The organism is Rhodoflexus sp., from assembly GCF_053489755.1.
In genome coordinates this window covers 22540-46398 of the sequence record NZ_JBRCHD010000048.1, presented here as the reverse complement: position 1 = coordinate 46398, position 23859 = coordinate 22540, and the positions used below count along the sequence as shown (strand labels likewise).

General features: G+C 45.3%; 22 protein-coding genes and 1 riboswitch. Of the genes, 10 read left to right on the top strand and 12 right to left on the bottom strand.

The window, feature by feature from the left end; translation table 11 throughout:
- From ACWIP2_RS11160 to purB, 4 genes are all read right to left on the bottom strand, one after another.
- The coding region (locus ACWIP2_RS11160; RefSeq protein ID WP_448520009.1) for an NADAR family protein at nucleotides 1-679 on the bottom strand (679 nt) is incomplete at its 3' end.
- Nucleotides 680-681: 2 nt separating this feature from the next.
- A complete protein-coding gene (locus ACWIP2_RS11155; RefSeq protein WP_448520008.1) occupies nucleotides 682-1824 on the bottom strand; it encodes a phosphoribosyltransferase-like protein in 1143 nt (380 codons plus the stop codon).
- Nucleotides 1825-2062: 238 nt separating this feature from the next.
- Nucleotides 2063-2971 carry a ribonuclease Z gene (locus ACWIP2_RS11150; RefSeq protein ID WP_448520011.1) on the bottom strand — a complete coding sequence of 303 codons (909 nt, stop codon included), beginning with the start codon at nucleotides 2969-2971 and terminating at the stop codon, nucleotides 2063-2065.
- A complete protein-coding gene (gene purB / locus ACWIP2_RS11145) occupies nucleotides 2971-4314 on the bottom strand; it encodes an adenylosuccinate lyase (protein WP_448520007.1) in 1344 nt (447 codons plus the stop codon). Before purB ends, ACWIP2_RS11150 begins: the two co-directional genes overlap by 1 nt.
- 96 nt (nucleotides 4315-4410) lie before the next feature.
- Between purB and ACWIP2_RS11140 the strand changes: the two genes are divergently transcribed.
- The 4 genes from ACWIP2_RS11140 (at nucleotide 4411) to ACWIP2_RS11125 (ending at nucleotide 8374) form a co-directional block, all read left to right on the top strand.
- Nucleotides 4411-4932, top strand: coding sequence for a hypothetical protein (locus tag ACWIP2_RS11140; RefSeq protein ID WP_448520006.1), 522 nt, complete (start codon nucleotides 4411-4413; stop codon nucleotides 4930-4932).
- Nucleotides 4933-5052: 120 nt separating this feature from the next.
- The gene (locus tag ACWIP2_RS11135; RefSeq protein ID WP_448520005.1) at nucleotides 5053-5529 is read left to right on the top strand and encodes a MarR family winged helix-turn-helix transcriptional regulator; all 477 of its coding nucleotides are present in this window, start codon (nucleotides 5053-5055) and stop codon (nucleotides 5527-5529) included.
- Between the two features lie 112 nt (nucleotides 5530-5641).
- A complete protein-coding gene (locus tag ACWIP2_RS11130) occupies nucleotides 5642-7438 on the top strand; it encodes an acyl-CoA dehydrogenase family protein (protein WP_448520004.1) in 1797 nt (598 codons plus the stop codon).
- Between the two features lie 291 nt (nucleotides 7439-7729).
- Nucleotides 7730-8374 (top strand): transglutaminase-like domain-containing protein, encoded by a 645-nt coding sequence (locus tag ACWIP2_RS11125; protein ID WP_448520003.1) that lies wholly within the window; start codon nucleotides 7730-7732, stop codon nucleotides 8372-8374.
- Nucleotides 8375-8385: 11 nt separating this feature from the next.
- Here the strand turns inward: ACWIP2_RS11125 and metX are convergent, their stop codons facing one another.
- The 3 genes from metX to ACWIP2_RS11110 all read right to left on the bottom strand — a co-directional run bounded on the left by metX (nucleotide 8386) and on the right by ACWIP2_RS11110 (nucleotide 11836).
- Nucleotides 8386-9495 (bottom strand): homoserine O-acetyltransferase MetX, encoded by a 1110-nt coding sequence (metX, locus tag ACWIP2_RS11120; RefSeq protein ID WP_448520002.1) that lies wholly within the window; start codon nucleotides 9493-9495, stop codon nucleotides 8386-8388.
- Between the two features lie 41 nt (nucleotides 9496-9536).
- A complete protein-coding gene (locus ACWIP2_RS11115) occupies nucleotides 9537-10859 on the bottom strand; it encodes an O-acetylhomoserine aminocarboxypropyltransferase/cysteine synthase family protein (protein ID WP_448520001.1) in 1323 nt (440 codons plus the stop codon).
- A 253-nt stretch (nucleotides 10860-11112) separates the two neighbouring features.
- A riboswitch (SAM riboswitch) is annotated at nucleotides 11113-11210 on the bottom strand.
- A gap of 101 nt (nucleotides 11211-11311) precedes the next feature.
- Nucleotides 11312-11836, bottom strand: a complete 525-nt coding sequence (locus tag ACWIP2_RS11110; RefSeq protein WP_448520000.1) for a shikimate kinase — start codon at nucleotides 11834-11836, stop codon at nucleotides 11312-11314.
- A 101-nt stretch (nucleotides 11837-11937) separates the two neighbouring features.
- On the opposite strand from ACWIP2_RS11110, the gene ACWIP2_RS11105 reads away from it, so the two are divergent.
- The 4 genes from ACWIP2_RS11105 to ACWIP2_RS11090 are packed head-to-tail and all read left to right on the top strand — an operon-like array spanning nucleotide 11938 to nucleotide 14805.
- Nucleotides 11938-13185, top strand: coding sequence for an MFS transporter (locus ACWIP2_RS11105; RefSeq protein ID WP_448519999.1), 1248 nt, complete (start codon nucleotides 11938-11940; stop codon nucleotides 13183-13185).
- Nucleotides 13185-14012: a 5'/3'-nucleotidase SurE gene (gene surE / locus ACWIP2_RS11100; protein ID WP_448519998.1), complete on the top strand. Its 828-nt coding sequence runs from the start codon at nucleotides 13185-13187 to the stop codon at nucleotides 14010-14012. The genes ACWIP2_RS11105 and surE overlap by 1 nt, the downstream gene beginning before the upstream one ends.
- Nucleotides 14013-14020: 8 nt before the next feature.
- Nucleotides 14021-14473, top strand: coding sequence for a D-aminoacyl-tRNA deacylase (gene dtd / locus ACWIP2_RS11095; protein WP_448520010.1), 453 nt, complete (start codon nucleotides 14021-14023; stop codon nucleotides 14471-14473).
- Between the two features lie 5 nt (nucleotides 14474-14478).
- The gene (locus ACWIP2_RS11090) at nucleotides 14479-14805 is read left to right on the top strand and encodes a nucleotide pyrophosphohydrolase (protein WP_448519997.1); all 327 of its coding nucleotides are present in this window, start codon (nucleotides 14479-14481) and stop codon (nucleotides 14803-14805) included.
- A 13-nt stretch (nucleotides 14806-14818) separates the two neighbouring features.
- Here ACWIP2_RS11090 and ACWIP2_RS11085 read toward each other — a convergent pair whose 3' ends face one another.
- The 4 genes from ACWIP2_RS11085 to ACWIP2_RS11070 all read right to left on the bottom strand — a co-directional run bounded on the left by ACWIP2_RS11085 (nucleotide 14819) and on the right by ACWIP2_RS11070 (nucleotide 19276).
- Entirely contained in the window at nucleotides 14819-15679 is an 861-nt protein-coding gene (locus ACWIP2_RS11085; protein ID WP_448519996.1) for an SDR family oxidoreductase, read from the bottom strand.
- Between the two features lie 83 nt (nucleotides 15680-15762).
- Nucleotides 15763-17262 carry a helix-turn-helix domain-containing protein gene (locus ACWIP2_RS11080; protein WP_448519995.1) on the bottom strand — a complete coding sequence of 500 codons (1500 nt, stop codon included), beginning with the start codon at nucleotides 17260-17262 and terminating at the stop codon, nucleotides 15763-15765.
- A gap of 17 nt (nucleotides 17263-17279) precedes the next feature.
- Nucleotides 17280-17987 (bottom strand): RloB family protein, encoded by a 708-nt coding sequence (locus ACWIP2_RS11075; RefSeq protein ID WP_448519994.1) that lies wholly within the window; start codon nucleotides 17985-17987, stop codon nucleotides 17280-17282.
- The gene (locus ACWIP2_RS11070) at nucleotides 17966-19276 is read right to left on the bottom strand and encodes an AAA family ATPase (RefSeq protein WP_448519993.1); all 1311 of its coding nucleotides are present in this window, start codon (nucleotides 19274-19276) and stop codon (nucleotides 17966-17968) included. The genes ACWIP2_RS11075 and ACWIP2_RS11070 overlap by 22 nt, the downstream gene beginning before the upstream one ends.
- Before the next feature lie 320 nt (nucleotides 19277-19596).
- Here ACWIP2_RS11070 and aceB point away from each other — a divergent pair, with 320 nt between their 5' ends.
- Nucleotides 19597-21189 carry a malate synthase A gene (aceB, locus tag ACWIP2_RS11065; RefSeq protein ID WP_448519992.1) on the top strand — a complete coding sequence of 531 codons (1593 nt, stop codon included), beginning with the start codon at nucleotides 19597-19599 and terminating at the stop codon, nucleotides 21187-21189.
- Nucleotides 21190-21246: 57 nt separating this feature from the next.
- Nucleotides 21247-22524, top strand: coding sequence for an isocitrate lyase (gene aceA, locus ACWIP2_RS11060; protein WP_448519991.1), 1278 nt, complete (start codon nucleotides 21247-21249; stop codon nucleotides 22522-22524).
- Nucleotides 22525-22714: 190 nt separating this feature from the next.
- On the opposite strand, the gene ACWIP2_RS11055 is transcribed toward aceA, so the two are convergent.
- The gene (locus ACWIP2_RS11055) at nucleotides 22715-23566 is read right to left on the bottom strand and encodes an alpha/beta hydrolase (RefSeq protein ID WP_448519990.1); all 852 of its coding nucleotides are present in this window, start codon (nucleotides 23564-23566) and stop codon (nucleotides 22715-22717) included.
- Nucleotides 23567-23859: the final 293 nt, after the last annotated feature.

The window sequence follows — 23859 nt, the reverse complement described above, 5'->3', positions numbered from 1 at the left end:
ATTCCTTTTCTTTTGATGTCCAATTTTTCAGATTTTCAATTTCAAAATATCTTGTTGATTTTTTAATTTTTGAAATAAATGTTTCTCGTTCATCAATTGTGTCAATTTTTTGTCCAAAGAGTGTGAAATTTGGAATATTTAAAGGCTCAACTACGAACATTTCATAACTATATCTCTTTTCATTGTAAAATTGTCTTAGCTCCATAAGTAGCCGTCCTAATGCATTTGTGCCTTTAAGAATGTTCTCATCTTGTTTATCTCTAATTGCACCCCAAAAATCATCCTTACTACTATCTTCAACTATCGGCTTATCAAAAGTGCTTTCTAATAACTTACCAAACTCAAAAAAATTCTGTGAAAGTTTTACTTTCAGGCACCATCGCATTATTTTGATACGAGTATCATCCCAATCTTCTCTTGAGTTATTCCTGTATGGCTTGCCAACCATTTTTGCAGACATTGGACTTTTCTCCTTAATTATTTTCTCTTGAATGTCTGGAAGATGTGGAAATCTACAAGCCTGATATAATGCTTCAGAAGTAAGTATATGAACCCCATTAACTCTCAATGGAAAGCCTGAGGCCATATTTGAAAGACCACCATAAAGCTCTTTTGTCTTTCTGAATACACAACACTCATTTGCGTAATAGACTTTATGTTCGTGTTTTTTCGTTTCCATAATTAAAAATGTAAATCATCATCAGGAGTTGTAGGATTAGCTACAAAGTTAAAGTTTACAATTGGGTTACCACCCCGTGTTACCTTAAATAGTGGAGTAAACCCATCACCCGAATACCAAAATACTAATGGAGCATTATTAGGAACATTCCGCCACGTAAAACACAATGCACCAAATCCAAAATCCTTTAATGAAGGAAGTGAATACCCTAAGGCTCTCATATTAGGTATTTGTGAATTTGCATTGTCAAGAATTTGAATTCCTTTTTGTAGGAATGCGTTCTCCACTATTTTACGATTTTCGGCTGTGGTGAAAAAAACTTCATTTATCGGTAGGTTTACTGGGCGATAAAACTCATTTGGCCCTGTTTTCCAACCCTTTTCATTTGCTCTTTGGTCAACACGGTTAGTAATTTCCGCTTGATATTCTTTAACTCTGTCCGTTTGTCCTTCTTCTAATGGAAATATTAAATCAATCTTTGAGGATTGGGAAACACCATTTTCAATTTCAATTAGTCTATACATTTTGTGCTTTGAGGATACGTCATTAGAAATCTTATGTCGCATCTCCGCTACTTTCTTTCTGTAATTTTTTTCGTGTATAAAAACGTATGCAAATACCAATGTTGTAGAATTGTCTGCTACTGCTTGACCATTAGTTTTATTTGCCGAAAAATTTTGTTCTGACCAGTCTTTTATGTCGGAAATAAGTGTCAGTCCTGTGCAAAGTATGTCGTCTATATAGATTGAGTATTTTTTTGAAGTCGTTCCACAGTCAGCAAGAGAAAGTCCATATTTATCCTGAATTAACTCGTCAAACAATGACAGCATTATCCTTTGGCTCTTGCCTTCTGGTTGAAGATTTAGAAAGTCAGAATTTTTCAGAAATTCCTTAGCACTTTTGAAGCCGAAGTCCTTTGTCAGAACTTGAATAACCTGGTCTAAGAAGTCCTTAACTTTTGATTTTGAGCAATACCTTTTCTTGAAAATATTGTCAAGTTCAGTAAGAATTGGCACTCTCAAGTCATTGTCAAACTGATTAATCCAATTTCTAATACTGTCGGTTGTCATACGAACATGGGGTCTGTTCTCGTCTGCCCGATAGTCTTCTAAAGTCTGATAAATACTGGTTATTAATTGTTCCATTGTCGTTGTCTTTTTAGCATTATCGCCAACTCTCAAATATACGCAACTCGCGCACATCCCTGTAACAATATTACGCATTGATGCGCTAACAAGCAAATACGTCTATAAAAAGTCATAAGATACTCATAATGAGCTTTATATGGACTACGACAATGCAAAATACGCATCGCGGCAATACAACTTGCGAAACAGGAAAATAATTGCGCCAATCCAACCGACAATACCAAACCCGCACCCCCTAACCCACCTCAAAAACAGCCCCGTCCGCAGCAGCCAGCGTGTTGGGGAATACCTCGCGGGCTTCGCTGAGCAGTATATCTACTTCGCGGTAGCGGGTCGAGAAATGTCCCAGCAGCAGTTGCCCGACTGCTGCTTTTTGTGCAATCGTGGCTGCCTGTCGTGCGGTGGAGTGCGTTGTTTCTATGGCTCGTGCTTCCATGTCGTCGGCGAAAGTAGCTTCGTGGTAAAGCAAATTGACACCTTTTGCCCATTCTATCACCGGCGGGTGGTACAGCGTATCGGAACAGTAGGCATAACTGCGCGGCGGCTTGGGCGGCTGTGTATAGTCATCCGCCGCCAGTGTTTCCCCTCGCCAAACAACATCTTCACCGCGTTTGAGCGCTTGCAAATGTCCGAAAGGCAGGTTGGCAGGTAGTTTTTCTTTGATCAGGTTGCGTGGCTTTGCTTTTTCGCGAAAGAGGAAACCGACGACGGGCAGCCCATGTACCAGTGGCAGCGTGCTTACCGTAATTACTTCATTGTCAATAATTACCGAAGGCTTTTCCATATCCAACGGATAGAAGTTAAGCGGAAAATGCAGTATAATGCCCGTGCAGCGAAATTGCACCGTCAGAATTTCTGCCAGTTCGCGCGGAGCGTAGAGATTGATTGGCTGGGTGCGTCCTTGCAGGCTCATACTGGAAAGCAGCCCTACCAGCCCTAAGTAGTGGTCGCCGTGCAGATGGCTAATGAGAATGTGGCGAATGCGGCTTGCTTTTATGCCAAACTTTTGAATTTGCATTTGCGTGCCTTCGCCGCAGTCAATCAGGTAGAGTTGTTCGTTAAAATTGACCACTTGTGCGGGCAATCCGCGCCCCCAACCCGGCACAGCGGACGAACTGCCTAATATGGTAACATTGAAAATCATCAAATTCCTGTGTAATTAAATGGACTCACCGCCAGCATTTCGGCTTTGACAGCGTCGGAAACCTCCAGCGAGCGGATAAACTCGGCGATGCTTTCCCGCGTAATATCGCCCTGACCGCGCGTAAGGGCTTTGAGCGTTTCGTAAGGCTGTGGATAGGCTTCGCGGCGGAGGATGCTTTGCAGCGCCTCGGCAACTACTGCCCAGTTGTTGTTCAGGTCGGCTCGCAGGCGATGCTCGTCTAATCCGATTTTACCCAAGCCCTTTTTGAGCGAGTGCAGTGCCACTACCGTATGCGCCAGCGGAACGCCCACATTGCGCAGCACTGTAGAGTCTGTCAGGTCGCGTTGCAGGCGCGAAACGGGTAGTTTTTCAGCCAAAAAGCCAAAAATCGCGTTGGCATAAGCCAGATTGCCTTCCGCATTTTCAAAGTCAATCGGATTGATCTTGTGTGGCATAGCCGATGAGCCTACCTCATGAGCGACGGCGCGTTGTTTGAAATAGCCCATAGAAATATACGACCACACATCGCGGGCAAAATCAATCAGGATGGTGTTGATGCGGCGCAGCGCGTCAAAAAATGCTGCCAAGTGGTCGTAATTGTCAATTTGGGTTGTCCATTGAGAGCGGCGCAAGCCCAATGTTTTATTGACAAAGTTATTGGCAAAATTTTGCCAGTCAATGGCAGGATAGGCTACCTTGTGCGCGTTCATATTGCCTGTGGCGCCGCCGAATTTGGCGCTGTAAGGAACTGATTGCAAGGCTTTTAACTGTTCTTCTAAGCGATAGACAAACACCTGAATTTCTTTGCCCAAGCGGGTGGGAGAAGCCGGTTGCCCGTGCGTGAAAGCAAGCATCGGAACGTCTGCCCATTGGCTTGCCATTGCCGAGAGTTTTTGAACAACTTCGCCCAAAAGCGGCAAATAAACGGCAGTTACAGATTCTTTCAGCAAAAGCGGAATGGCTGTGTTATTAACATCCTGTGAAGTAAGTCCAAAATGTACAAATTCTTGGTAACGAGCAATTTGTAGCCGTTCAAAATGTGATTTGATGTAATATTCAACCGCTTTTACGTCGTGATTGGTCGTTTTTTCTATTTTTTTGATTTGCTGTGCATCTGTTGCGGAAAAATTGCGGTAAATGTTGCGCAATTCTTCAAAAAGATGGCTGTTAAAATCGGCCAGTTGGGGCAGCGGCAACTCGCAAAGCGCGATAAAATATTCAATTTCAACCTGTACGCGGTAGCTAATCAACCCTTGTTCAGAAAAAAAGGAGGCGAGCGCTTCGGTTTGTTTTCTGTAACGCCCATCTATCGGAGAAATTGCAGAAAGCGGGGAGAGTTCCATGCCAAGCTTTATTAAGCGACAAATATCGGATTTTTTTTCATTGATATTCCTGCAAACTTTGTTACTTTGCTATATGGTTTTTTAAACTTTAGAACAATGAACGAAGGATTCAACCCCGAAAAAATTGCTGCGCTGAAGGAAAAGTGCAAGCAAGCCAAGAAGTCATTCATATACGTAACCGACGAGCAGCAACCTGATGAGGACTCTGCTTATTTTCAATTTGTGGGTAAACACGATGGCAAAGAAGTCATTTTCGATGCGTTTATTTATCCGCTTCGCGCAGAGTACGAAATGGCAGTTTTCGACATGGCAGAGCAAAAACTGAAGGAGAAATTCCCGAACTATACCAACTATGACGAAGCCACCGAAGAGCAACAGGACTATCTGGATCTGTTGATCGAAGAGATTGAGAGTGAAGACGAAGTTGGTGTTTCTGAATTTGTCAATATTGATGAAGCAGTTGATTTTGGCATTGGCATTGACATATGTTTGAATGTAGAAGAAATCAACGACGAGGTAATCGAGAAATTTGTTCGCCAATTTAACGACGGCACGCTTGAATTGGACGACTCTGTCTATTCATTCAGCTATGCTACTGAAGATGGCGACGAGGAATAGGTATGTAAGTGGCTCTTTCTGTAGTTATTCAATAACGAAATCCTGTTAGGTTTTTGCACCTGACAGGATTTTTACAAACAGACTCTTAGCCCCTTTTTTCATCAACAATTAAAACGATACATGGAAAATTCTACCGCTACTGGCATGGATTCTCAGATAGAGCAGGAATTTCTTACCCAGATTACTAACTATGGCTTTGTCATCGAGCGGACGACCAAACGCATCCGCCAGAACCTGCAACGCCGTTTCAATGCACACCACTTTGGCGTAACCGTTGACCAGTGGGTTGTGCTGGACTGTATTTACCAAAACAAAAGCATCAGCCAGAACGAAATTGCCGATCGCACCTTTAAGGATGCCCCCACTGTTACGCGCATTATAGATCAACTCTGCAAGAAAGGACTCACTACCCGTTCGACCGATGAGAACGACCGCCGCCGGTTCATGCTGAAACTGACTGCCAAAGGATATAAGAAAGTTAATCAAATGCTGCCTGTGGTAATCCAGATGCGCAAAGACGGCTGGAAAGGACTCGATATTACTGACTATCAGCGGCTTATGCACATCATGAGCACCATCTTCAACAATCTGGATTAGAGGCAAAATTTTTTTTCGATTATTATGCGTGCATAACATTTTTTTCTTTACCTTTGTATTGTTATGCTTGCATAACATTTTTCGTGCACCTAATCATTAAACGCTGTATATTATGGAAATGGTAGAAAGAAAAGAAGCTCTCAAAGGCGGAGAGTTTCTGATTCGCGAGTCTGAAGCACATGATGTATTCATTCCTGAAGACTTTACCGAAGAACAACGCATGATGGCGCAAGCCTGTACGGACTTCCTGCGCACCGAAGTTTTCCCCAATATTGAGAAAATGGAAGATGTGGAATCAGGTTTTACCGTAGAATTGCTGAACAAAGCAGGCGAACTGGGCTTGCTGGGCATTTCAGTTCCCGAAGAATACGGCGGGCTGGGCATGAGTTTTAACACCTCTATGCTTGTAGCCGACGTATTGGGAACAGGAGGCTCTTTCTCTACTGCTTTTGGTGCACATACAGGCATCGGTACGCTGCCTATTTTGTACTATGGCAACGAAGATCAAAAGAAAAAATATTTACCAAAATTAGCTACCGGCGAGTGGAAAGCCAGTTATTGCCTCACCGAGCCTGATGCAGGTTCTGATGCAAACTCGGGCAAAACAAAAGCCCGCTTGAGCGAAGATGGCAAATATTATATCATCAACGGACAGAAAATGTGGATTACAAATGCAGGTTTTGCTGATTTGTTCATCGTTTTCGCTAAAATTGATGATGATAAAAACCTCACCGCGTTCATTGTAGAAAAAAACTACGGCGGAATTACCATGAATGACGAGGAGAAAAAACTCGGCATCAAAGGTTCTTCTACCCGTCAGGTGTTCTTCAACGACTGCCACGTGCCTGTGGAAAACATGCTTTCCACACGCGGCAATGGCTTCAAAATCGCTGTCAATATCCTTAACATTGGTCGTATCAAACTGGGTGCTGCCGTTATTGGCGCCAGCAAAGATGTGATCTCGATGGCTACGAACTATGCCAACGAGCGCAAACAATTCGGAAAATCTATCTCTTCTTTTGGAGCTATCAAATACAAAATTGGCGAGATGACGGCGCTGACTTATGCTACTGAGTCGGCTGCCTACCGTGCAGGACAGTGTATCGAAGATAAAATCGAATCGCTCATTGCCGAAGGTATGGATGAAGCGCAGGCAAAATTGAAAGGCGTAGAGCAGTTCGCGATCGAGTGTGCTATTATGAAAGTACACGGTTCTGAAGTATTAGATTACGCAGTGGACGAGAGTCTGCAAATTTATGGCGGCATGGGCTTCTCTGAAGAAGCGCCTATGGCACGCGCCTACCGCGATGCACGCATCACCCGCATCTATGAAGGGACAAACGAAATCAACCGCATGTTGCTTGTAGGAATGATCCTGAAACGTGCAATGTCGGGCGAGTTAGACGTTATGGGCCCTGCAATGGCAGTTGCCAAAGAACTGACCAGCGTTCCAACTTTTACCGCTATTGATACTTCTGTACTGTTTGCAGAAGAAAAAGAAGTAATCAAAAACCTGAAGAAAGCCGTACTGATGGTAGCAGGTAAAGCTGCTCAGACTTTCGGTCCTGCACTGGAAGAGCAACAAGAAGTGATGATGCACGTTGCCGATATGATTATCGAAACTTATGTAGCTGAATCTGCTCTGTTACGCACCGAAAAACTGATTGGCATTCGTGGTGAAGCGGCTTGCCGCCAGCACATCAACATGTCGCGCCTGTACCTGAATCGTGCAGTGGACAAAGTAGGCTACCATGGCAAAGAAGCCATTAATAGCTTTGCAACCGGAGATGAGCAGAAAGTAATGCTGATGGGCCTGAAGCGTTTTGCTAAGATGAACCCAATCAATGCAACAGCGATCCGCCGCGAAATAGCTGACTTTGTGATTGAACAGAATAAGTATCCTTTCTAATTCATCATATTTCCATTTCATTTATCCCTGATACAAGCATGAGTCTGATGGCTTATGCTTGTATGCCTTTTCAGTCATTCACCTCAACATGCAACTAATACCATATATGAATTGCATGATGGGTAAATCTACAACCATTGTCCTCTTCTTCCATTGTTCGATTAAGAGCTTCACCAATTACCAATACAGCTCCTAAGGAACAGAAAAAGGGGCAGGGATAATTTCAACGCTAACCATATGCCATTCCTACGGTATAAAAACTGCATGGTATCTGACTTATTTTAGTATAACATGGAACAATATCTTAGAAGCACCTACTTCATAGACCATACGAGCGAAGCTATCCGGTCTTTTGTGGCAGCTATTGATTTTTCAGAAGATACAACTGCTACTGAAAAAGCAGTGCGACTCTACTACACTGTTCGCGACGGCTTCCGCTATAATCCGCACAAGATTTCCATGCAGCCCGAAGATTTTCGGGCTAGCGCACAGGTGCAGCAAGCCGAAGGACATTGTATAGACAAGGCTACTATTCTGGCAGCAACAGCCCGGGCCATCGGTATTCCTTCAAGGCTGGGTTTTGCTAATGTGACCAATCATATCGGAACGGAAAAATTGGAAAAAGTGCTGGGAACTAACGTGCTGGTTTTTCACGGCTATACAGAACTCTACTTAGAGGGACGATGGGTGAAAGCCACCCCCGCCTTTAATGCAGCACTTTGCGAAAAACTGAACGTAGATCCGCTAGAATTTAATGGAAAAGAAGACTCTGTCTTTCAGCAATTTAGTCGCGATGGCAACCGCTTCATGGAATACCTGCACGACTACGGGTCTTTCGATGATCTGCCCTTCGAGCAAATGATTGGCGAGTGGCGCAAACACTACCCCAAACTATTTACCGAAGATATTGAGCAATTGATCATCTCGACAGAATAAGCCTTAGTTGATTACGCCGCTACCCTCAGTAGCGGTTTTCTTTTGTAGAAAGATACTAACAGTGAAGTAATTTGCTCGTATTCTACCAGAAAACCATCGTGTCCGTAAACGGAATCTATTTCGGCATAGCCTGCATCAGGAATCAGACGAGCCATGAACTGCTGCTCTTCAGGCGGAAACAGGATATCGGAAGAGATGCCTACAACCAATGTTTTGGCACGAACTCCTGCCAGTACATCGGCAATATCGGCGCGTCCCCGTGCTATGTTGTGGCTGTCCATCGCCCGCGAAAGGCGCAAATAGGCAATCACATTGAAGCGCTTGATCAGTTTTTCGCCCTGGTATTGCATGTAGCTTGCTGCTCTGAAATCAGTAAACTTTTCGTTCGAGCTTTCGCTTTGGCGCAGTTGGTAAGCCTTATAGTTGCGATACGACAGCAGTGCGATAGCACGGGCTGCCTTCAACCCATTTCGACCTGCGTCAGGCTGCGCCTCTTTCCACGTTGGATCGGCATAAATAGCCATGCGTTGCGCTTCGTTGAATGCGATTCCCCATGGCGAATGATAGGCATTAGAAGCCAGCATTACTAAATGACGGATGAGCGCAGGCTGGATAATCGCCCACTCAAGCGCCTGTTGCCCACCGAGCGATCCGCCTATGCAAGTATGTATTTGCTTGATATTCAAGTGTTTGCGAAGTAAATCGTGCGCGCGCACCATGTCGCGAATCGTTACTTCGGGAAAGTCTGCATAGTAATGCTTGCCCGTTGCCGGATTGATGGAAAGCGGTCCGGTACTGCCATAGCACGAACCAATCACGTTAGCACAGACAATAAAATACTCCTGCGGATCGTAAAAACGCCCCTCGCCTATCAGACCTGCCCACCAGTCGGCAGCATCGGAATTGCCTGTCAGCGCATGGCAAACCCAAATGACATTGTCCTGTGTCTGATTGAGTGTGCCAAGCGTAGTATAAGCCAATTGTAATTGTGGCAACACTGCCCCCTGCTCTAAGACAAAAGGCTGATTATATTCAAAAATACGCATGGAGGTCTTGTTTTCCATAGCTGCATGATCTGTATTGAGCGCGTGGAGTGCGGAGGTTTGCCTCGCCTTATCCATTTTTGCAAACCCCGCCCTCTCTGCGTTTGGTTGATAGATGATTATACTAAAGCGCCTTCCGGTTCTGTAATTTTTGCAAGTGCCTGCTCAATATCGCCGATGATGTCATCTACGTGCTCGATACCGACAGAAAGACGCAACAAAGTAGGCTGTATGCCTGCTGCTAACTGCTCTTTATCAGAGAGTTGCTGGTGGGTAGTTGAAGCAGGGTGAATAATCAGCGTTTTGGCATCTCCTACGTTGGCCAGATGGCTGATCAGTTGCAGGCTGTTGACAAATGCTGCCGCCCGTTCGCGATCGCCGCGCAAGGTGAAAGTCAGTACGCCGCCAAAGCCTTTCTTGAAGTACTTACGGGCTATCTGGTGGAAAGGACTGCTCGCCAGTCCGGGATAGTTAACAGCAATCACCTCAGGATGCGCCTCTAACCAACGTGCGATTTTGAGCGCATTATCTACTGTGCGATCTACACGCAGCGAAAGCGTTTCCAAACCTTGCAACAGCAGGAAGGAATTGAAAGGACTCAGCGCGGGTCCGAAGTCGCGCAGCCCCTCTACCCTTGCGCGAATGATAAAAGCAATGTTGCCAAACGGGCCTTCGCTACCAAACACCTCCCAGAAATTCAATCCATGGTAGCCTTCAGCAGGTTCTGAAAACTGTGGGAACTTGCCGTTGCCCCAGTTGTAGTTACCGCCGTCAACGATAACGCCGCCGATGCTCGTACCATGCCCGCCGATCCACTTAGTGGCAGAGGCTACTACAACGTTAGCTCCGTGCTCAATCGGACGGAACAAGTATCCGCCCGCACCAAAAGTATTATCAACAATCAGCGGTAGATCGTATTTACGTGCCAAAGCCGCTACGCGATCAAAATCAGGCACGCTGAATGCGCCATTGCCAATCGTTTCAACATAAATAGCTTTAGAATTAGCATCTATCTGCGCTTCTAAATCTTCTGCACTATCGCTGTTGGCAAATTTAACTGTAATACCCAATCTTTTGAAGGCTACTTTGAATTGGTTGTAAGTGCCGCCATATAAATAGGGGCTGCTGACAAAATTATCGCCTGCCTGCAAAATATTATTAAGTGCGATAAACTGCGCTGCCTGCCCCGAACCTACCGCCAAAGCAGCTACGCCGCCCTCCAAAGCGGCTACGCGTTTCTCAAATACGTCGGTAGTAGGATTCATCAAACGGGTGTAGATGTTGCCAAACTCTTTGAGCGCAAACAGATTAGCCCCGTGTTCAGCATCTTTGAACACATAGGAAGTAGTCTGATAGATCGGTACAGCTCTAGAGCGTGTTGTGGGATCAATTTCTTGTCCGGCATGGAGCTGTAATGTCTCGAAATGAAGTGATTTTGACATGGTTTGTTAATAAATTAAGATGGAATGTATAAAATTTGCATAAAAGATAGTAATACACACCAACCGAAGCGGTGTATCAACCCCAAAGGATCAGCAAAACAACAGGAGGACTAACAACAGTAACAACAACACATTTGAGCGAATGTGTTGGCAAAAGATCTGTTAGTGAAGGGATAATTCACAGACAAAGCTGCAAATGAATGAGGATGTGAATTTGTGGAATTAATGCTCTGTGTGTTCATAAGTAGCAATCAATTTATATTCCCCTTTTGGGTTAGGAATTAGCACCTTGAATGATTCAGGTTGCTAAGGGTTCATCGAGCCTAGTCTCTCCCCCTTTCTGTATAAATCAATTGCACGAGCAATTGACTGATATAGCAAAGTAATAAAGTGCTTTTCTAAACTCCAAACTTTGCAGGCGTTTTTTTGAAAAAAATGTACAGTCTCTTTTTTTATTGCTCGGAAAGGTATTTGTGGATCTTGTTGTAGATGTAGTCGGCGTTCAGATCCAGCCCGCTAATGGCTACTTCTGCCTGATCATAATACGGGAATCGTTTTTGATACAACTCCTTGAGTTTTTCTAAGATATGCTCAGCGCTTTCAGAGGCGAGCAGCGGGCGCTCTTGTTGCTGGCGTTCAATCCTACCTGCAATTAATGAAAGCGGTACATTAATAAAAACTGCTAACCCATGAGTATTAATCTGCTCCATGTTATCGAAAAAGCAGGGTGTTCCGCCTCCGGTGGCAACTATGGTACGCGACATTTTAAAAGTGCTATGCAAAGCCTCTTTCTCAAGCTCGCGAAAATACGCTTCACCTTTTTGTGCAAAAATATCGGCAATGCTCATTTGTGCCTGTTCTGCAATCAAATCGTCCAGATCAACGAAGTGGTATGCAATTTTGCCGGCTAATTGTTTACCTAAAGTTGTTTTGCCCGATCCGGGCATACCAATCAAATAGATACGCGAAGGAATCATTCGTATTGTAAGGGTTTAACTTTTGGTTGGCAATATACAACACAAATGGGTTTCTGAGAGAAAATTGATACATTTGCTTTGTTGTCTTGTCGGATAGTCCCATGAATGAAGTCAGACTAAAGAATCTACTATATTGGTCTTATGCTGTAGTAGCAACGCTGGTTTTTTCGGCTATTTTTATCAGTGTGGCTGCTTATCAGTACGATATAGATAGCAGTAGCATCCGCAATGTAACCTTGTACAGAGAGTTGGCAGGCCTGGTAGGCGGCGTGCTGGTAGCTTCGCTTGTTACAAGCATAAATCTGCGCAAGATCCTATTGGCAGGCTTTTTATCGCTCGCAGTAGCTTCTTTGTTTGCCTTTGCAGTACCCGGTTCATGGACATTCTGGTCGCTTTATATAGTTGTCGGTTTCATATTTGGCATTTTTCGCCTTTGCTTTGCTTATGAACTATCGCTGCAAAATAGCAGGGAGGAAGGTTTGCTTTCCGATATCTGCCACTTAGAAACTGCCTACATGTCGGGTGTAATGCTTACTGTATTGCTCTCGGGTGCAATGATTTATGCACAACAACTCGAACTGCATCAGTTATATTTAGTATCTGGTATCGCCTGCCTGGCACTCGGGGCTTTGGTCTTTTTTATGAAAGATCGTTACGAGTTTGGCAAGCCCTCTCCTATATCGGGAAATCAGTTCAAGGCTGTTGTTATGAGTCTTCCCAATATTTTGAGTACCTTATCGCGTACACTTATTGCACTGATGGCATTTTGTCTTGGGCTTATTATCATAGTTAATACTTTTATTTTTGCATGGATGAGCTACTACAATGCGAGTTTTTTACAACTAAGCGATACGCTGGTATGGCAATATACGATCCTATTAATTGCCTCTATCATCAGCAGTCGTTTGATTACTGCTGCGCTGGTACATTATTTTCCTTTACAGGCTATTCTGATTACCAAACTATTGATAAGCATTATCATCATTATGATTTTTGCTGTTAGTATGTTTGATTTTCAGCCCACTAGTACAATAGACTCGATGCCCGATCTGCCAACACCTATGTTGCTAATATTGGTACTCTCTTTTACTACGGGAAGCATTGGCCCTGTATTGGTAGGCATTGCAACCTTCCACTCCCCCATTGAAAGGCGCGGACACATCTTGGGTCTAATTACTGTTGTTACGGTTATAGGTGCAATTGCAGGCAGATTACTTTTTAACCAAATGAACAAACTGTTCGATCCTGTCGTACTTTTGGGAAGTATGGTGATCCCATTGGCTATCACAGTGGTTTTGAGTACATTATTTATCTACGATTTAAGAAGAAGCACTTCATCAGCTGCCTAATGAAAGAATCTGACAGACCTCTTATACTAATTTCTAACGATGACGGCATTACAGCCAAAGGTATCAGCGTACTGGTAGAAGCCATGCGTCCGCTGGGCGATCTGCTGGTAGTAGCGCCCAACAGCCCGCAGTCGGGCATGGGACACGCCATCACGATCCACTCGCCGCTCAAAATCTACAGATCATCTGTTTTTGAGGGCGTAGAGTCTTACGAAAGTTCGGGAACTCCAGCCGATTGCATCAAACTGGCAAAGTATTACATCCTTAAGGATAGAACCCCTGACCTTGTCGTTAGCGGCATTAACCACGGCAGCAATACTTCTATCAGCATTCTCTATTCGGGTACGATGTCGGCCGCGATCGAAGCCGCGATCGAAGGAATGCCTGCCATCGGCTTTTCGCTCTGCGATTTTAGCAAAGATGCCGACTTTAGCCATGTCATCCCCTATGTAACCTCGATCGCACAGCAAGTGCTCAAGACAGGGCTGCCACGCGGAACAGCACTCAATGTCAATTTTCCAAGAAAACAGGAAGAAGAGATCAAAGGCATCAAGATCTGCCGTCAGGCAAAAGCCCGCTGGAAGGAAGAGTTTGACGAACGAACTGATCCCTACGGCAGAAAATACCTGTGGCTGGCAGGTAGTTTTGAAAATCCCGATAAAGGCGAAGATACCGACGAGTGGGCAATTGCACATAATTATGTCTCAGTAGTGCCCTGCCTCTTCGACCTGACGGCGCATCATGCGATGGCGACGCTTAACTACGAGTGGGATATCTTGCGCGAAACAGCGCCTCGCATTATCAAAGAACACTACGATAACTTCTGATGCTACTGATGATTGCTGTTGTGCAACGCGTTACAGAAGCCTCTGTAACCATAGAAGGACATGTACACGGGCAGATTGCAACAGGCTTTCTGGTGCTGCTGGGCATTGCCAACAACGATACCACCGAAGACGTAGAATGGCTGGCAGGAAAAATTGCCGGGCTGCGTATTTTTAGCGACGAGGAGGGAAAAATGAACCGCGCACTGGCAGATATTGATGGTAACATCTTGCTTATCAGCCAGTTTACGCTGCATGCAAGCACCAAAAAAGGCAATCGTCCCTCGTTCATAGAGGCTGCCCCACCGCCTGTGGCTATTCCACTTTACGAGGCAATGATTGCCCGCTTGCAACAACTGACCGGTAAAAAAATTGAAACGGGTATTTTTGGCGCTGATATGAAAGTGCGCCTGCTCAACGACGGCCCCGTAACGATCATCATTGATTCCAAAAATAAAAAATAGTTCTTATGACCATCCGGGAAGCCCAAAAAATTGTTGATGAATGGATCAGCACGATCGGTGTGCGCTACTTCAACGAACTGACCAACACTGCCATATTGATGGAGGAAGTCGGCGAAGTGGCCCGCATCATGGCTCGAAAATATGGCGAACAGTCGTTCAAAGCATCCGATCAAGAAGTAGATTTGGGCGAAGAGATGGCAGATGTACTTTTTGTATTAATTTGCTTAGCCAATCAGACGGGAATAGACCTGACCGAAGCCTTCCAACGGCGCATGGACAAAAAAACCAAACGCGATGCAACCCGCCACAAGGAAAACGAAAAGCTGCAATAAACAGTCTTTTCATTTAATATCGAACGCCGGTCAGTTGTTCACTCATTTCCCAAAGTCGGCGGGCAATTTGCGCGTCTGTAGCAGCGGCAATCATATTTCGTCGCATTCGTTTTTTATAGAAGTAGCCACCGCTGATGCCTTTGACATCGGGCGAAGTAGCCAGATAGATTGAGGTTTCAGCACCTTCTTCCTCGCTGATCAGGAAAGGTTTGGCAATTTTGAACAGCCACGCGAACCAGCCCGAAGTATCACCTGCAAAACCTGAGTTAACAGCCCCGGGATGAAGCGAATTGGCTGTAATATTTTTTCCTGCCGTTTTTCTGGCAAGTTCTGCCGTAAAGATAATATTGCACAACTTAGAGACGCAATAGGCTTTTATACCACTATATCCACGTTCCATTTGTAGATTTTCCAAACTAAAAGGAGCATAGCGATGTGCTTCGGAAGCCACGCATACTACCCGTGCCTCTCCGTTCTGGGCAGCAGCTTTTTCCAAGGCAGGCATTAGCAATCCTGTCAGCATAAAATAGCCCAAATGATTGACCGCAAAAGTTGTTTCTATGCCGTCTTCAGTCAGTTGTCGCTTGTCGGAAGCCAGAAACCCTGCATTATTGACCAGCACATCTAAGCGATCGTAACGGGCAAGGAACTGCGCAGCCGCCTTCCGAATCTGCTGCTGTGAGGCAAAATCTACCTGAATAACCTCCACTTTGTCGTTGCCCGAAAGGTTGATGATTGCATCGCGGGCTGCATTTGCCTTTGCAAGGTTGCGGCACATCATCACAACCCTATCCCCGCGTTTGGCAAGTGCGATGGCTGTTACTTTGCCAATACCCGAATTAGCGCCCGTTACGATGCTGATTTTATTTTCCATAAGCCGATATATATCAGCCAACAAGTTAAAACAACCGAAGGCTTTTAGCAAGTATCGCGGCGGCAAAATGAAAAGAGTTGTTTCTAATCCTCGCGCTGCAAGGTTTCAAGGGCTGCTTTCAGATTAGCGATGCGCTGCTCCTGACGGCGGATCGTCGGTTCGGCTGCCCGCGACTCGCAGTCCGTAGCAATACATCGCTCGCAGGTTTCACCTACTAAGCGGATGGGAATTGCTGGATCGTTCCAAAAGCGAATACTCTTCTTAAGCGCATCATTGACAAGCAAGCCAATCGAAACGCTGTGAATTATAGGCGAACCTTTAAACGAAGGCTTTGCCATACTCAGAATCAGGTACTCTTTTTCAAGCCCGTAGTATTTGGAGCGCTGCGCCTTGCACAATACGTCCGCCTCGCCTGCCTGTAGCTTTGCCCGCAAGTCCTGAATGACCTGAATGGACACCCAACGACGACAGTAATGCTCGTTGAGCATAGATGCGTGAGGTGCTTGCAAACCTGAGAGATGCAGTTCTTTGCTCAAATCGTAGAGGTCTGTACCTGCCCGATTGTTGAAACGGAGGAAAAACAGCTCATGCAACCCAAAAAAACGCGGCAATAAATTGGTCAATCGGTGGTAAAACAACTCTGGGGCAACTTGGTATTTATCCAACAGTTGCAGCAGTAGCTCAGGCTGAAAGGCTTTGGACTGAAAAACGGCTCGCAGATCTGCCAGAAACTCTTCGCGAGGTAAAAAAAGTGCGCAACTAAAATATGACCCTTTAAAATTATTGACTGCCTGATCAAAAGAGTTTACCTCTACCCACGAGGTAGTATAAGAGCGATCCGTGATTTTCATAAACTGAAAGCCCAGCTCGCGCCCCAGAATAAAGCATTTTTGCGTCTCGCTTAGGTCTTTGTTGAGCAACAGCCGCGGCTGTTTACCCTTCAATGTTACCGAACGAAGTTCTTGTAATTCAGGCTGTTGTGAAAGCCCATTTTCCTCGATGCGATAGTTGTACGCATCGCTGAGAATACGGATCAGCTCTTGCGCACACAGCGGGAAATGATGAATTGCATGTTGCTTTTTAAAGGCTTCTACCTGTTGCTCGATATCGTCAAAATAATTTTCGTGCATTTCTTGGTAGGAGCGCAGCGCCGAGAAGTAAATATGCTCTACCTTCATGCCGTAGTTGCGGCTGATTTCAATGATGGTGTTGATAAAGGCATTGAGTTTTACAGGCGCAACCGACAGAATGTCAAATAGTTGAGACTTATCTATCCCAAAAAAATCCAGCGGCAACTCTTCCAGCAAGTTGGTGCGCAGCAATTCGGCGACAGGTTTGAGACTCTTTTGGGTCTGAAGTGAAACCAACCAGTCGTAGCTTACGCCGAGGCTATCTGCCAACTGGGCAATCTTTTCAATTTTAGGCAGCTTTTTTCCTTTCTCGATTTCGTTGAGATACGATACCGAAAGGCCTGCCTTTTCGGCAAGTTCGCTTTGAGAAATATTTTTTTCACTGCGCAACTGTCTGATTTTCAAACCAAAAAGTAGCTTAACTGCCGATTCGCGGATAGGAGGACGGGACATAGAGTTTTTCGTTAGTTTTATTCATTATACCATGCAATGAGGTCTCTCAACTGAATTATCAGCCGGTACACCATTGTACCCGGATTGGCTTGCAGTGGCTTATTTCCTGCTTTTTGATGAAAGTTTTCCAATAACTGCGCACGCCGAATAGCTTCCGTTTCATTGCCTATTGCCTCTATTATGTCCAAAATAGTAAGGTTGCCATGAACATACTCAAACTTATCGTAACTAAGGTACTGCCGTATAGTTTCCTGTAAACGCAGATAAACTTCTTGCCTGCCTATCGGATGATCGGGGGCTACATCTGCTACGTGTAGCAGCAGCCATAATTCAAACACCTCATTGCTAAATGCAAGATTCAAATTTTCAGCAATCGCATTACCCCACGCCTCCTCAAAATTTTGCAACGTAGTTGGGTTATTACCTTCATCATCTTTGTCAAATACAAGCCAAACCTCATCTGCTTCTTTTTTAGCTTCCTCATGTAGCAGGTTTCGCTCGCGGATTGCCTGTTCTACAATGCCTTTGGTCTTCCTGCCTGTACCTACTGTCCTGATAAAAACTGTTTCAGGTGGAAAAAGTAAAGTAAAACGCTCAAAATAAGCAGGTTCTGTTTTCTGGTCTTCGCAAATAATCAGCATAAAATGCTTGTACTTGCGCCAGCGAATAGGACGACTGATCTCACTGCGCGCTTCCTTACCTGTTAGCTTGCCTCTTTTTGCCATTGCATCTGCCGAATAAGTTCTTGAAATTTACCCAGCAGCGGCACTGCGCCATAGCGCCCTTCCATGTAGCGCTTTTCTTTATTGGCATCCATGCGTTCTTTGGAAGGCTTTGCGCTGCCTTGCTTATCTGTGTAATAGATAAAATCGGAAAGTGCATATATTTCGCTGCTTTCCCAGTCGTTTTTTTCTACAAAATAAATTTGATCGCGGCGCAGATGTGCGTAGCTGAGCAGGTTGGTATCGTGTGTGGCAAAAATCAGTTGTGCCCGTCGGGGATTGGTTGCAGGATTCAGAAACAGTTCAATGATTTGCAGGGTCATTAGCGGGTGCAATGTTGCTTCTATTTCATCGGCTATCAGTACGCCCCCATTCAACAGCGTCCACAGTACAGGCCCGCTCAGATGAAAGGCTTTCTTTGTTCCGGCAGATTCCCGCTCATCAAAATCCCAGCGAAGCAGGTTAGCTGTCGGCTTGCCATTTTCTGCATATAACTTATGTGCAGCTTGTACTTTGGGCGTAAGGGTTTGTATCGGTATTGGCTTTCGTAAATTATCCTTATTTTCATCAGACGCTCCTGTAAGTTCAATATCTGCCAGCCCTACGCCGACTTTTTGCAAGTAATGCCGAATGAGCGTCTGATAATCAGCCTGTTGCAGTAGATTTAATGTCGTAGGATTGTTGGCAAGCTGCAAACTGTCAATGCTTACCAGATGGCGAAACCAGCTCATAATTTTGACAGCCTCTTCTACGTTCATCATATCGGCTGTTGAAAGGAACAGACCATTGGCGCGGGTGGCATCAACAGCAATATTAATCACTGACTTATTGCCTTTGAACCCGTGCTTAATGTCAATCGTCTCACCCTCACGTTGAAACAGCAGCACTTCGCGCCCTGTTGTTTTACGAAAAAGCCATTCCTGTTCCACCGCATCAGCCTTGAAAATCAGCCCGTAACGATAGCGTGAAGGCGGAATAACAAAAGTAATTTCTAAGGTACACGGGCGCTCCTGCCAGCCTTGGCGCAGCAAGAAAGGGTCGTAGGGCAACTTTACAGTTGACGAGTCTTTGGCTGAATACTTGACAAGACGCTCCAGCAGGCCAATTGCTTTTAGCAGATTACTTTTTCCGCTACCGTTAGCGCCATACAAAGCAACCGCATTCAATGCTTCAAAGCGACCTGCGTGAAAGATATTCTGCGGATATTCCTGCTGTTGCCGCGCCGGAAGCAGACTAATAATCTGCTCCTCACCTACGGAACGGTAGTTAGCAACTCTAAATTCAATCAACATGGCTTAAAATGTGGCTTTTTTGTAAAAATACACAAGTTCGCTTGAAATATAAAGAACTACGCCAGTTCATTAAATACTTTGCTTGACCTGATCACACCACACAACATTCCAGCGAATTTTCGCTCAAAAAAAGAATTTCGGTAAAGCTAAAAAAATTTTTGGGCTTTTCAAGCAGCGCAATACCCGCTCTGAGACCTCCCTGATGCCTTTCGCTTAAAAAAATCATTTTGCGAAAAAATTTATTTTGCGAAAATTCGCTTGACTTGTGTTTTTCTCTTTTGTAAGTTTGTATCATCAATTACATCAGACACCAACAGGATATGGAAGCCATGCAGACAGATACCGCCATTCAATTTTTAGCGCCCGTAACGCCGCAACAGGAGGAAATCCTCAGCCCCACAGCACTAGAGTTTTTACACCATTTGCACGAGAGTTTCAATACGCGTCGCAAGGATCTGCTCGCCCACCGCAAGGAACGGCAAGCGTCTTTTAATCGAGGCGAGTTGCCAGACTTCTTACCCGAAACTGAACACATTCGTCAAGGCGATTGGCAGGTAGCACCCATTCCTGCCGACCTGCAAAATCGCCGCGTTGAAATTACCGGCCCCGTAGATCGTAAAATGGTGATTAATGCACTCAATTCAGGTGCAAAAATTTTCATGGCAGATTTTGAGGATGCTAACGGCCCGACATGGGAAAACTGCCTTGAAGGACAAATTAACCTGTATGACGCTGTACGCAAGACCATTGATTTCCGTTCGCCCGAAGGCAAGTTGTACGAACTCAAGGAACAAACTGCCGTGCTCAAAGTGCGTCCACGTGGCTGGCATCTGGTCGAAAAGCACCTGCGCATCAACAATGAACCTATTTCAGCCTCGCTATTTGACTTTGGTTTGTATATTTTCCATAACGCACATGAACTGCTATCCCGCGGCTCAGGTCCTTATTTCTACCTGCCTAAGTTAGAAAGCCATCGCGAGGCAAGACTTTGGAACGATGTATTTACCGCAGCGGAGAACTACCTGCGCATCCCACATGGCACGATCAAGGCGACTGTACTGATCGAAACCATTACAGCAGCTTTTGAAATGGATGAAATTATTTACGAACTCCGCGAACACATGGCGGGATTGAATGCCGGTCGCTGGGATTATATATTCAGTTTTATCAAAAAATTTCATCGGCATCGCGCTTTTCTGCTGCCCGATCGCTCCGATATTACGATGACTGTTCCTTTTATGCGGGCTTATGCAGAGTTGCTCGTTGCTACCTGCCACAAGCGCGGCGCACACGCTATCGGGGGTATGGCGGCGTTTATTCCCAGCAAGGACGAGACTATCAATGCACGTGCATTTGCCAATGTTCGAGCCGATAAGGAGCGCGAGGCGCAGCAAGGCTACGACGGCACATGGGTAGCACACCCCGGACTTGTACCGATTGCAGAAGAAGTATTTAACCGCATACTTGGCGAGCAACCGCACCAGAAAAACCGTCTGCGCGAAGATGTTGCCGTTACAGCCGATCAACTGCTCGATGCGCAGGCAACGCCAGGTCAAATTACTTTACAAGGCATCAAAACTAATATCCACGTGGGTATCCTCTACACAGCCTATTGGCTCAAAGGACAGGGCGCTGTAGCGATTAACAACCTGATGGAGGATGCCGCTACCGCTGAAATCTCACGTGCGCAACTATGGCAATGGCTGCATCACCGTATTTCCGTAAATGGCGAACTGTTCGATGAAGCAACTTACCGCAACTTGCGGGCGCAAATCTTGGAAGAACTGATAAGACAATACCCTGAAACTTTTGCCGATAAACTCATCACTGCTGCCGAATTGCTTGATCAGCAGGTGCTTTCCAACGAATTTGAAGATTTTCTGACCATTCGGGCTTACCAACTACTGGCTTAACACAAGCACACAGATTCATCTAAAATACATTTTCATTAAGTAAATTTTTTGTCAATCATGCAAAACAAACAAGAACGCATCAGTCAATTAGTAACTGATTGGACAATCAACCCACGCTGGAAAGGCATCGAACGTCCTTACACAGCAGAAGAAGTAATCAATCTGCAAGGCAGTTTTACTTTGGAGTATTCGATCGCTCGCATGGGCGCGGAACGCCTCTGGAATCTATTGCACAGCGAAAATTACGTAGCTGCGCTTGGTGCGCTGACAGGCAATCAGGCTGTCCAGCAAGTGCAAGCAGGTTTGAAAGCGATTTACCTAAGCGGCTGGCAGGTTGCGGCAGATGCCAATTTGGCAGGCGAAATGTACCCGGACCAAAGTCTTTATCCGGCCAACTCAGTGCCGATGGTAGTCAAAAGAATTAACAACGCCTTGCTCCGCGCCGATCAGATCGCGACATTGGAAGGCAACAACGATAAGTATTGGCTTGCGCCCATTGTGGCAGATGCGGAAGCCGGTTTTGGTGGCAATCTGAATGCTTTTGAATTGATGAAAGCCATGATTGAGGCCGGCGCCTCAGGCGTACACTTCGAAGATCAGCTCTCCAGTGCCAAAAAATGCGGGCATTTAGGCGGTAAAGTATTGGTTCCGACCCGCGAAGCAGTAGATAAACTCGTAGCAGCAAGGCTGGCAGCCGATGTAATGGGTGTACCAACCCTTTTGATTGCCCGTACCGATGCGGATGCTGCCAATCTGATCACCAGTGATATAGACGAGCGCGATCGTCCGTTTATCTACGGCCAGCGCACCATAGAGGGCTTCTACAAAGTCCGCAACGGCATTGAGCAAGCGATCAGTCGCGGACTGTCCTATGCACCTTTTGCCGACCTAATCTGGTGTGAAACTTCTCATCCGGATCTGGGCGAGGCACGCGAATTTGCAGAGGCGATCCGCGCACGGTATCCCGGAAAACTATTGGCCTACAATTGCTCACCGTCTTTCAACTGGGCTTCCAAACTGAGCTACGAAGAGATGCTTACCTTCCGCGAAAAAATCGCCGAAATGGGCTATAAGTTTCAGTTCATCACGCTGGCAGGTTTCCACTCGCTCAATGCAAGTATGTTTGAATTGGCAAGCGCCTACCGCGACAAAGGCATGGCGGGCTACTCTGAATTACAGCAAAAAGAGTTTGCACTAAGCGCTGAAGGTTTCCGCGCTGTTAAGCATCAAGCGTTTGTTGGTACGGGCTACTTTGATGCTGTTCAGAATACTGTAATGAATGGACAAGCCTCTACTCAGGCTCTGAAAGGTTCCACAGAAGAGGCCCAGTTCTAAATCCGCATGTGAATTGCATAGCATATAAACAGACCGATTTTAGACGAGTAGTATCTTACACTATTTACAAAAGAGTGAGATGCAAATCATCATCAATCAGTTGCCTGAAACATGGCAGGTCTTTCAGGCCTGCTATGTTTATTTATGAACAGGCAAACGATCATTACATTTTGCCAAATACTCCCTAATATCAGAATAAGTCAGGGCGAATATCGAAACGATCGTCGGATAAGTGTTCCGCTTCAGTCAAAATTTTATGCATCGCATCGTGATATTGCTTAAAAAGCGGTAAATTATTATGTCCGCCGCTTTTAATGGCAAAAAGCTCTATTTGATGCGGCATGAGTTTTTGTAAATCAACACTTTGTTTAAATGGAATCAAACGGTCATGGGTTCCGTGTAGAATCTTGATCGGACACTTAACGTACTTAATCCACGTGTAGGTACGGATCGGGTAGCGCAAAATCCATGGAATCGGTAGAAACGGCAGGTAGCGCTTAGCCACGCGGCTCATGCTATAGTAAGGCGCATCCAAAATCAGCATGCGCGGGTGGTTGGCAGAAGCCAGTTTGGTAGCAAATCCCGATCCAATCGAGCGCCCATAGACCAGAATACGACTTTCGGGATAATCTGCTTTTAGTTGGTCATAGACAAACTGCGCGTCTTTCTTCAGGGCTTCCTCGCTGCGCCGCCCGATGCTTTTGCCAAAGCCTCGATAATCAATCATCACAACGTCGTAGCCATGTTGCGTAAAATCGGTCGAGTATTTTCCCCAACCTTTGATGCTTCGGCTGTTGCCATGGAAATACATAATCAATCCTTTGGGCTGACCTTCCTGTAAGGATGTGAATTTCAGTCCATTAATCCGAACGCCCGGTTCTATGTCAAAAAAAAGTTCTTCGAAGGGAAAATCGTATTTGTACTTAAAATGCTGCGGCAATTTTTCAGGGCGAAACAAAAAACGCTCTTGTATCCGAAAAGCAATAATATTGATCGAAATATAGCTCAGGATCAGTAAGAGGATGATTTGCCACGTTTCCATAGCCACTTCAGTCAGGTTGATGAATTTCCATTTGCTGCAAGGTAACACTGAAATGAATCATGTACCACGAAGATTTTATCCCGTAGGCATTGGTAACATGGAAATCATCCCTGCTCCCCTTTTTGTGCTTCGTGAGACTGTCCCAAAAGTAACAGGGACTTTAGTATGTGATTTGTTAATCACTTGATAATCAAACAGCTATAGATCAACATCTGTGCTACATTCATCCTTTTTGGATAGCCTCGATTGGCCCCATCATGCAATTCATAATGGTATTATAGCTCAAAACTCGT

Coding starts and splice junctions, on each gene's coding strand:
- ACWIP2_RS11155 (WP_448520008.1), bottom strand. CDS start 1,824: ATGGAACAATTAATAACCAGTATTTATCAGACTTTAGAAGACTATCGG.
- ACWIP2_RS11150 (WP_448520011.1), bottom strand. CDS start 2,971: ATGATTTTCAATGTTACCATATTAGGCAGTTCGTCCGCTGTGCCGGGT.
- purB (WP_448520007.1), bottom strand. CDS start 4,314: ATGGAACTCTCCCCGCTTTCTGCAATTTCTCCGATAGATGGGCGTTAC.
- ACWIP2_RS11140 (WP_448520006.1), top strand. CDS start 4,411: ATGAACGAAGGATTCAACCCCGAAAAAATTGCTGCGCTGAAGGAAAAG.
- ACWIP2_RS11135 (WP_448520005.1), top strand. CDS start 5,053: ATGGAAAATTCTACCGCTACTGGCATGGATTCTCAGATAGAGCAGGAA.
- ACWIP2_RS11130 (WP_448520004.1), top strand. CDS start 5,642: ATGGAAATGGTAGAAAGAAAAGAAGCTCTCAAAGGCGGAGAGTTTCTG.
- ACWIP2_RS11125 (WP_448520003.1), top strand. CDS start 7,730: ATGGAACAATATCTTAGAAGCACCTACTTCATAGACCATACGAGCGAA.
- metX (WP_448520002.1), bottom strand. CDS start 9,495: ATGGATAAGGCGAGGCAAACCTCCGCACTCCACGCGCTCAATACAGAT.
- ACWIP2_RS11115 (WP_448520001.1), bottom strand. CDS start 10,859: ATGTCAAAATCACTTCATTTCGAGACATTACAGCTCCATGCCGGACAA.
- ACWIP2_RS11110 (WP_448520000.1), bottom strand. CDS start 11,836: ATGATTCCTTCGCGTATCTATTTGATTGGTATGCCCGGATCGGGCAAA.
- ACWIP2_RS11105 (WP_448519999.1), top strand. CDS start 11,938: ATGAATGAAGTCAGACTAAAGAATCTACTATATTGGTCTTATGCTGTA.
- surE (WP_448519998.1), top strand. CDS start 13,185: ATGAAAGAATCTGACAGACCTCTTATACTAATTTCTAACGATGACGGC.
- dtd (WP_448520010.1), top strand. CDS start 14,021: ATGATTGCTGTTGTGCAACGCGTTACAGAAGCCTCTGTAACCATAGAA.
- ACWIP2_RS11090 (WP_448519997.1), top strand. CDS start 14,479: ATGACCATCCGGGAAGCCCAAAAAATTGTTGATGAATGGATCAGCACG.
- ACWIP2_RS11085 (WP_448519996.1), bottom strand. CDS start 15,679: ATGGAAAATAAAATCAGCATCGTAACGGGCGCTAATTCGGGTATTGGC.
- ACWIP2_RS11080 (WP_448519995.1), bottom strand. CDS start 17,262: ATGTCCCGTCCTCCTATCCGCGAATCGGCAGTTAAGCTACTTTTTGGT.
- ACWIP2_RS11075 (WP_448519994.1), bottom strand. CDS start 17,987: ATGGCAAAAAGAGGCAAGCTAACAGGTAAGGAAGCGCGCAGTGAGATC.
- ACWIP2_RS11070 (WP_448519993.1), bottom strand. CDS start 19,276: ATGTTGATTGAATTTAGAGTTGCTAACTACCGTTCCGTAGGTGAGGAG.
- aceB (WP_448519992.1), top strand. CDS start 19,597: ATGGAAGCCATGCAGACAGATACCGCCATTCAATTTTTAGCGCCCGTA.
- aceA (WP_448519991.1), top strand. CDS start 21,247: ATGCAAAACAAACAAGAACGCATCAGTCAATTAGTAACTGATTGGACA.
- ACWIP2_RS11055 (WP_448519990.1), bottom strand. CDS start 23,566: ATGGAAACGTGGCAAATCATCCTCTTACTGATCCTGAGCTATATTTCG.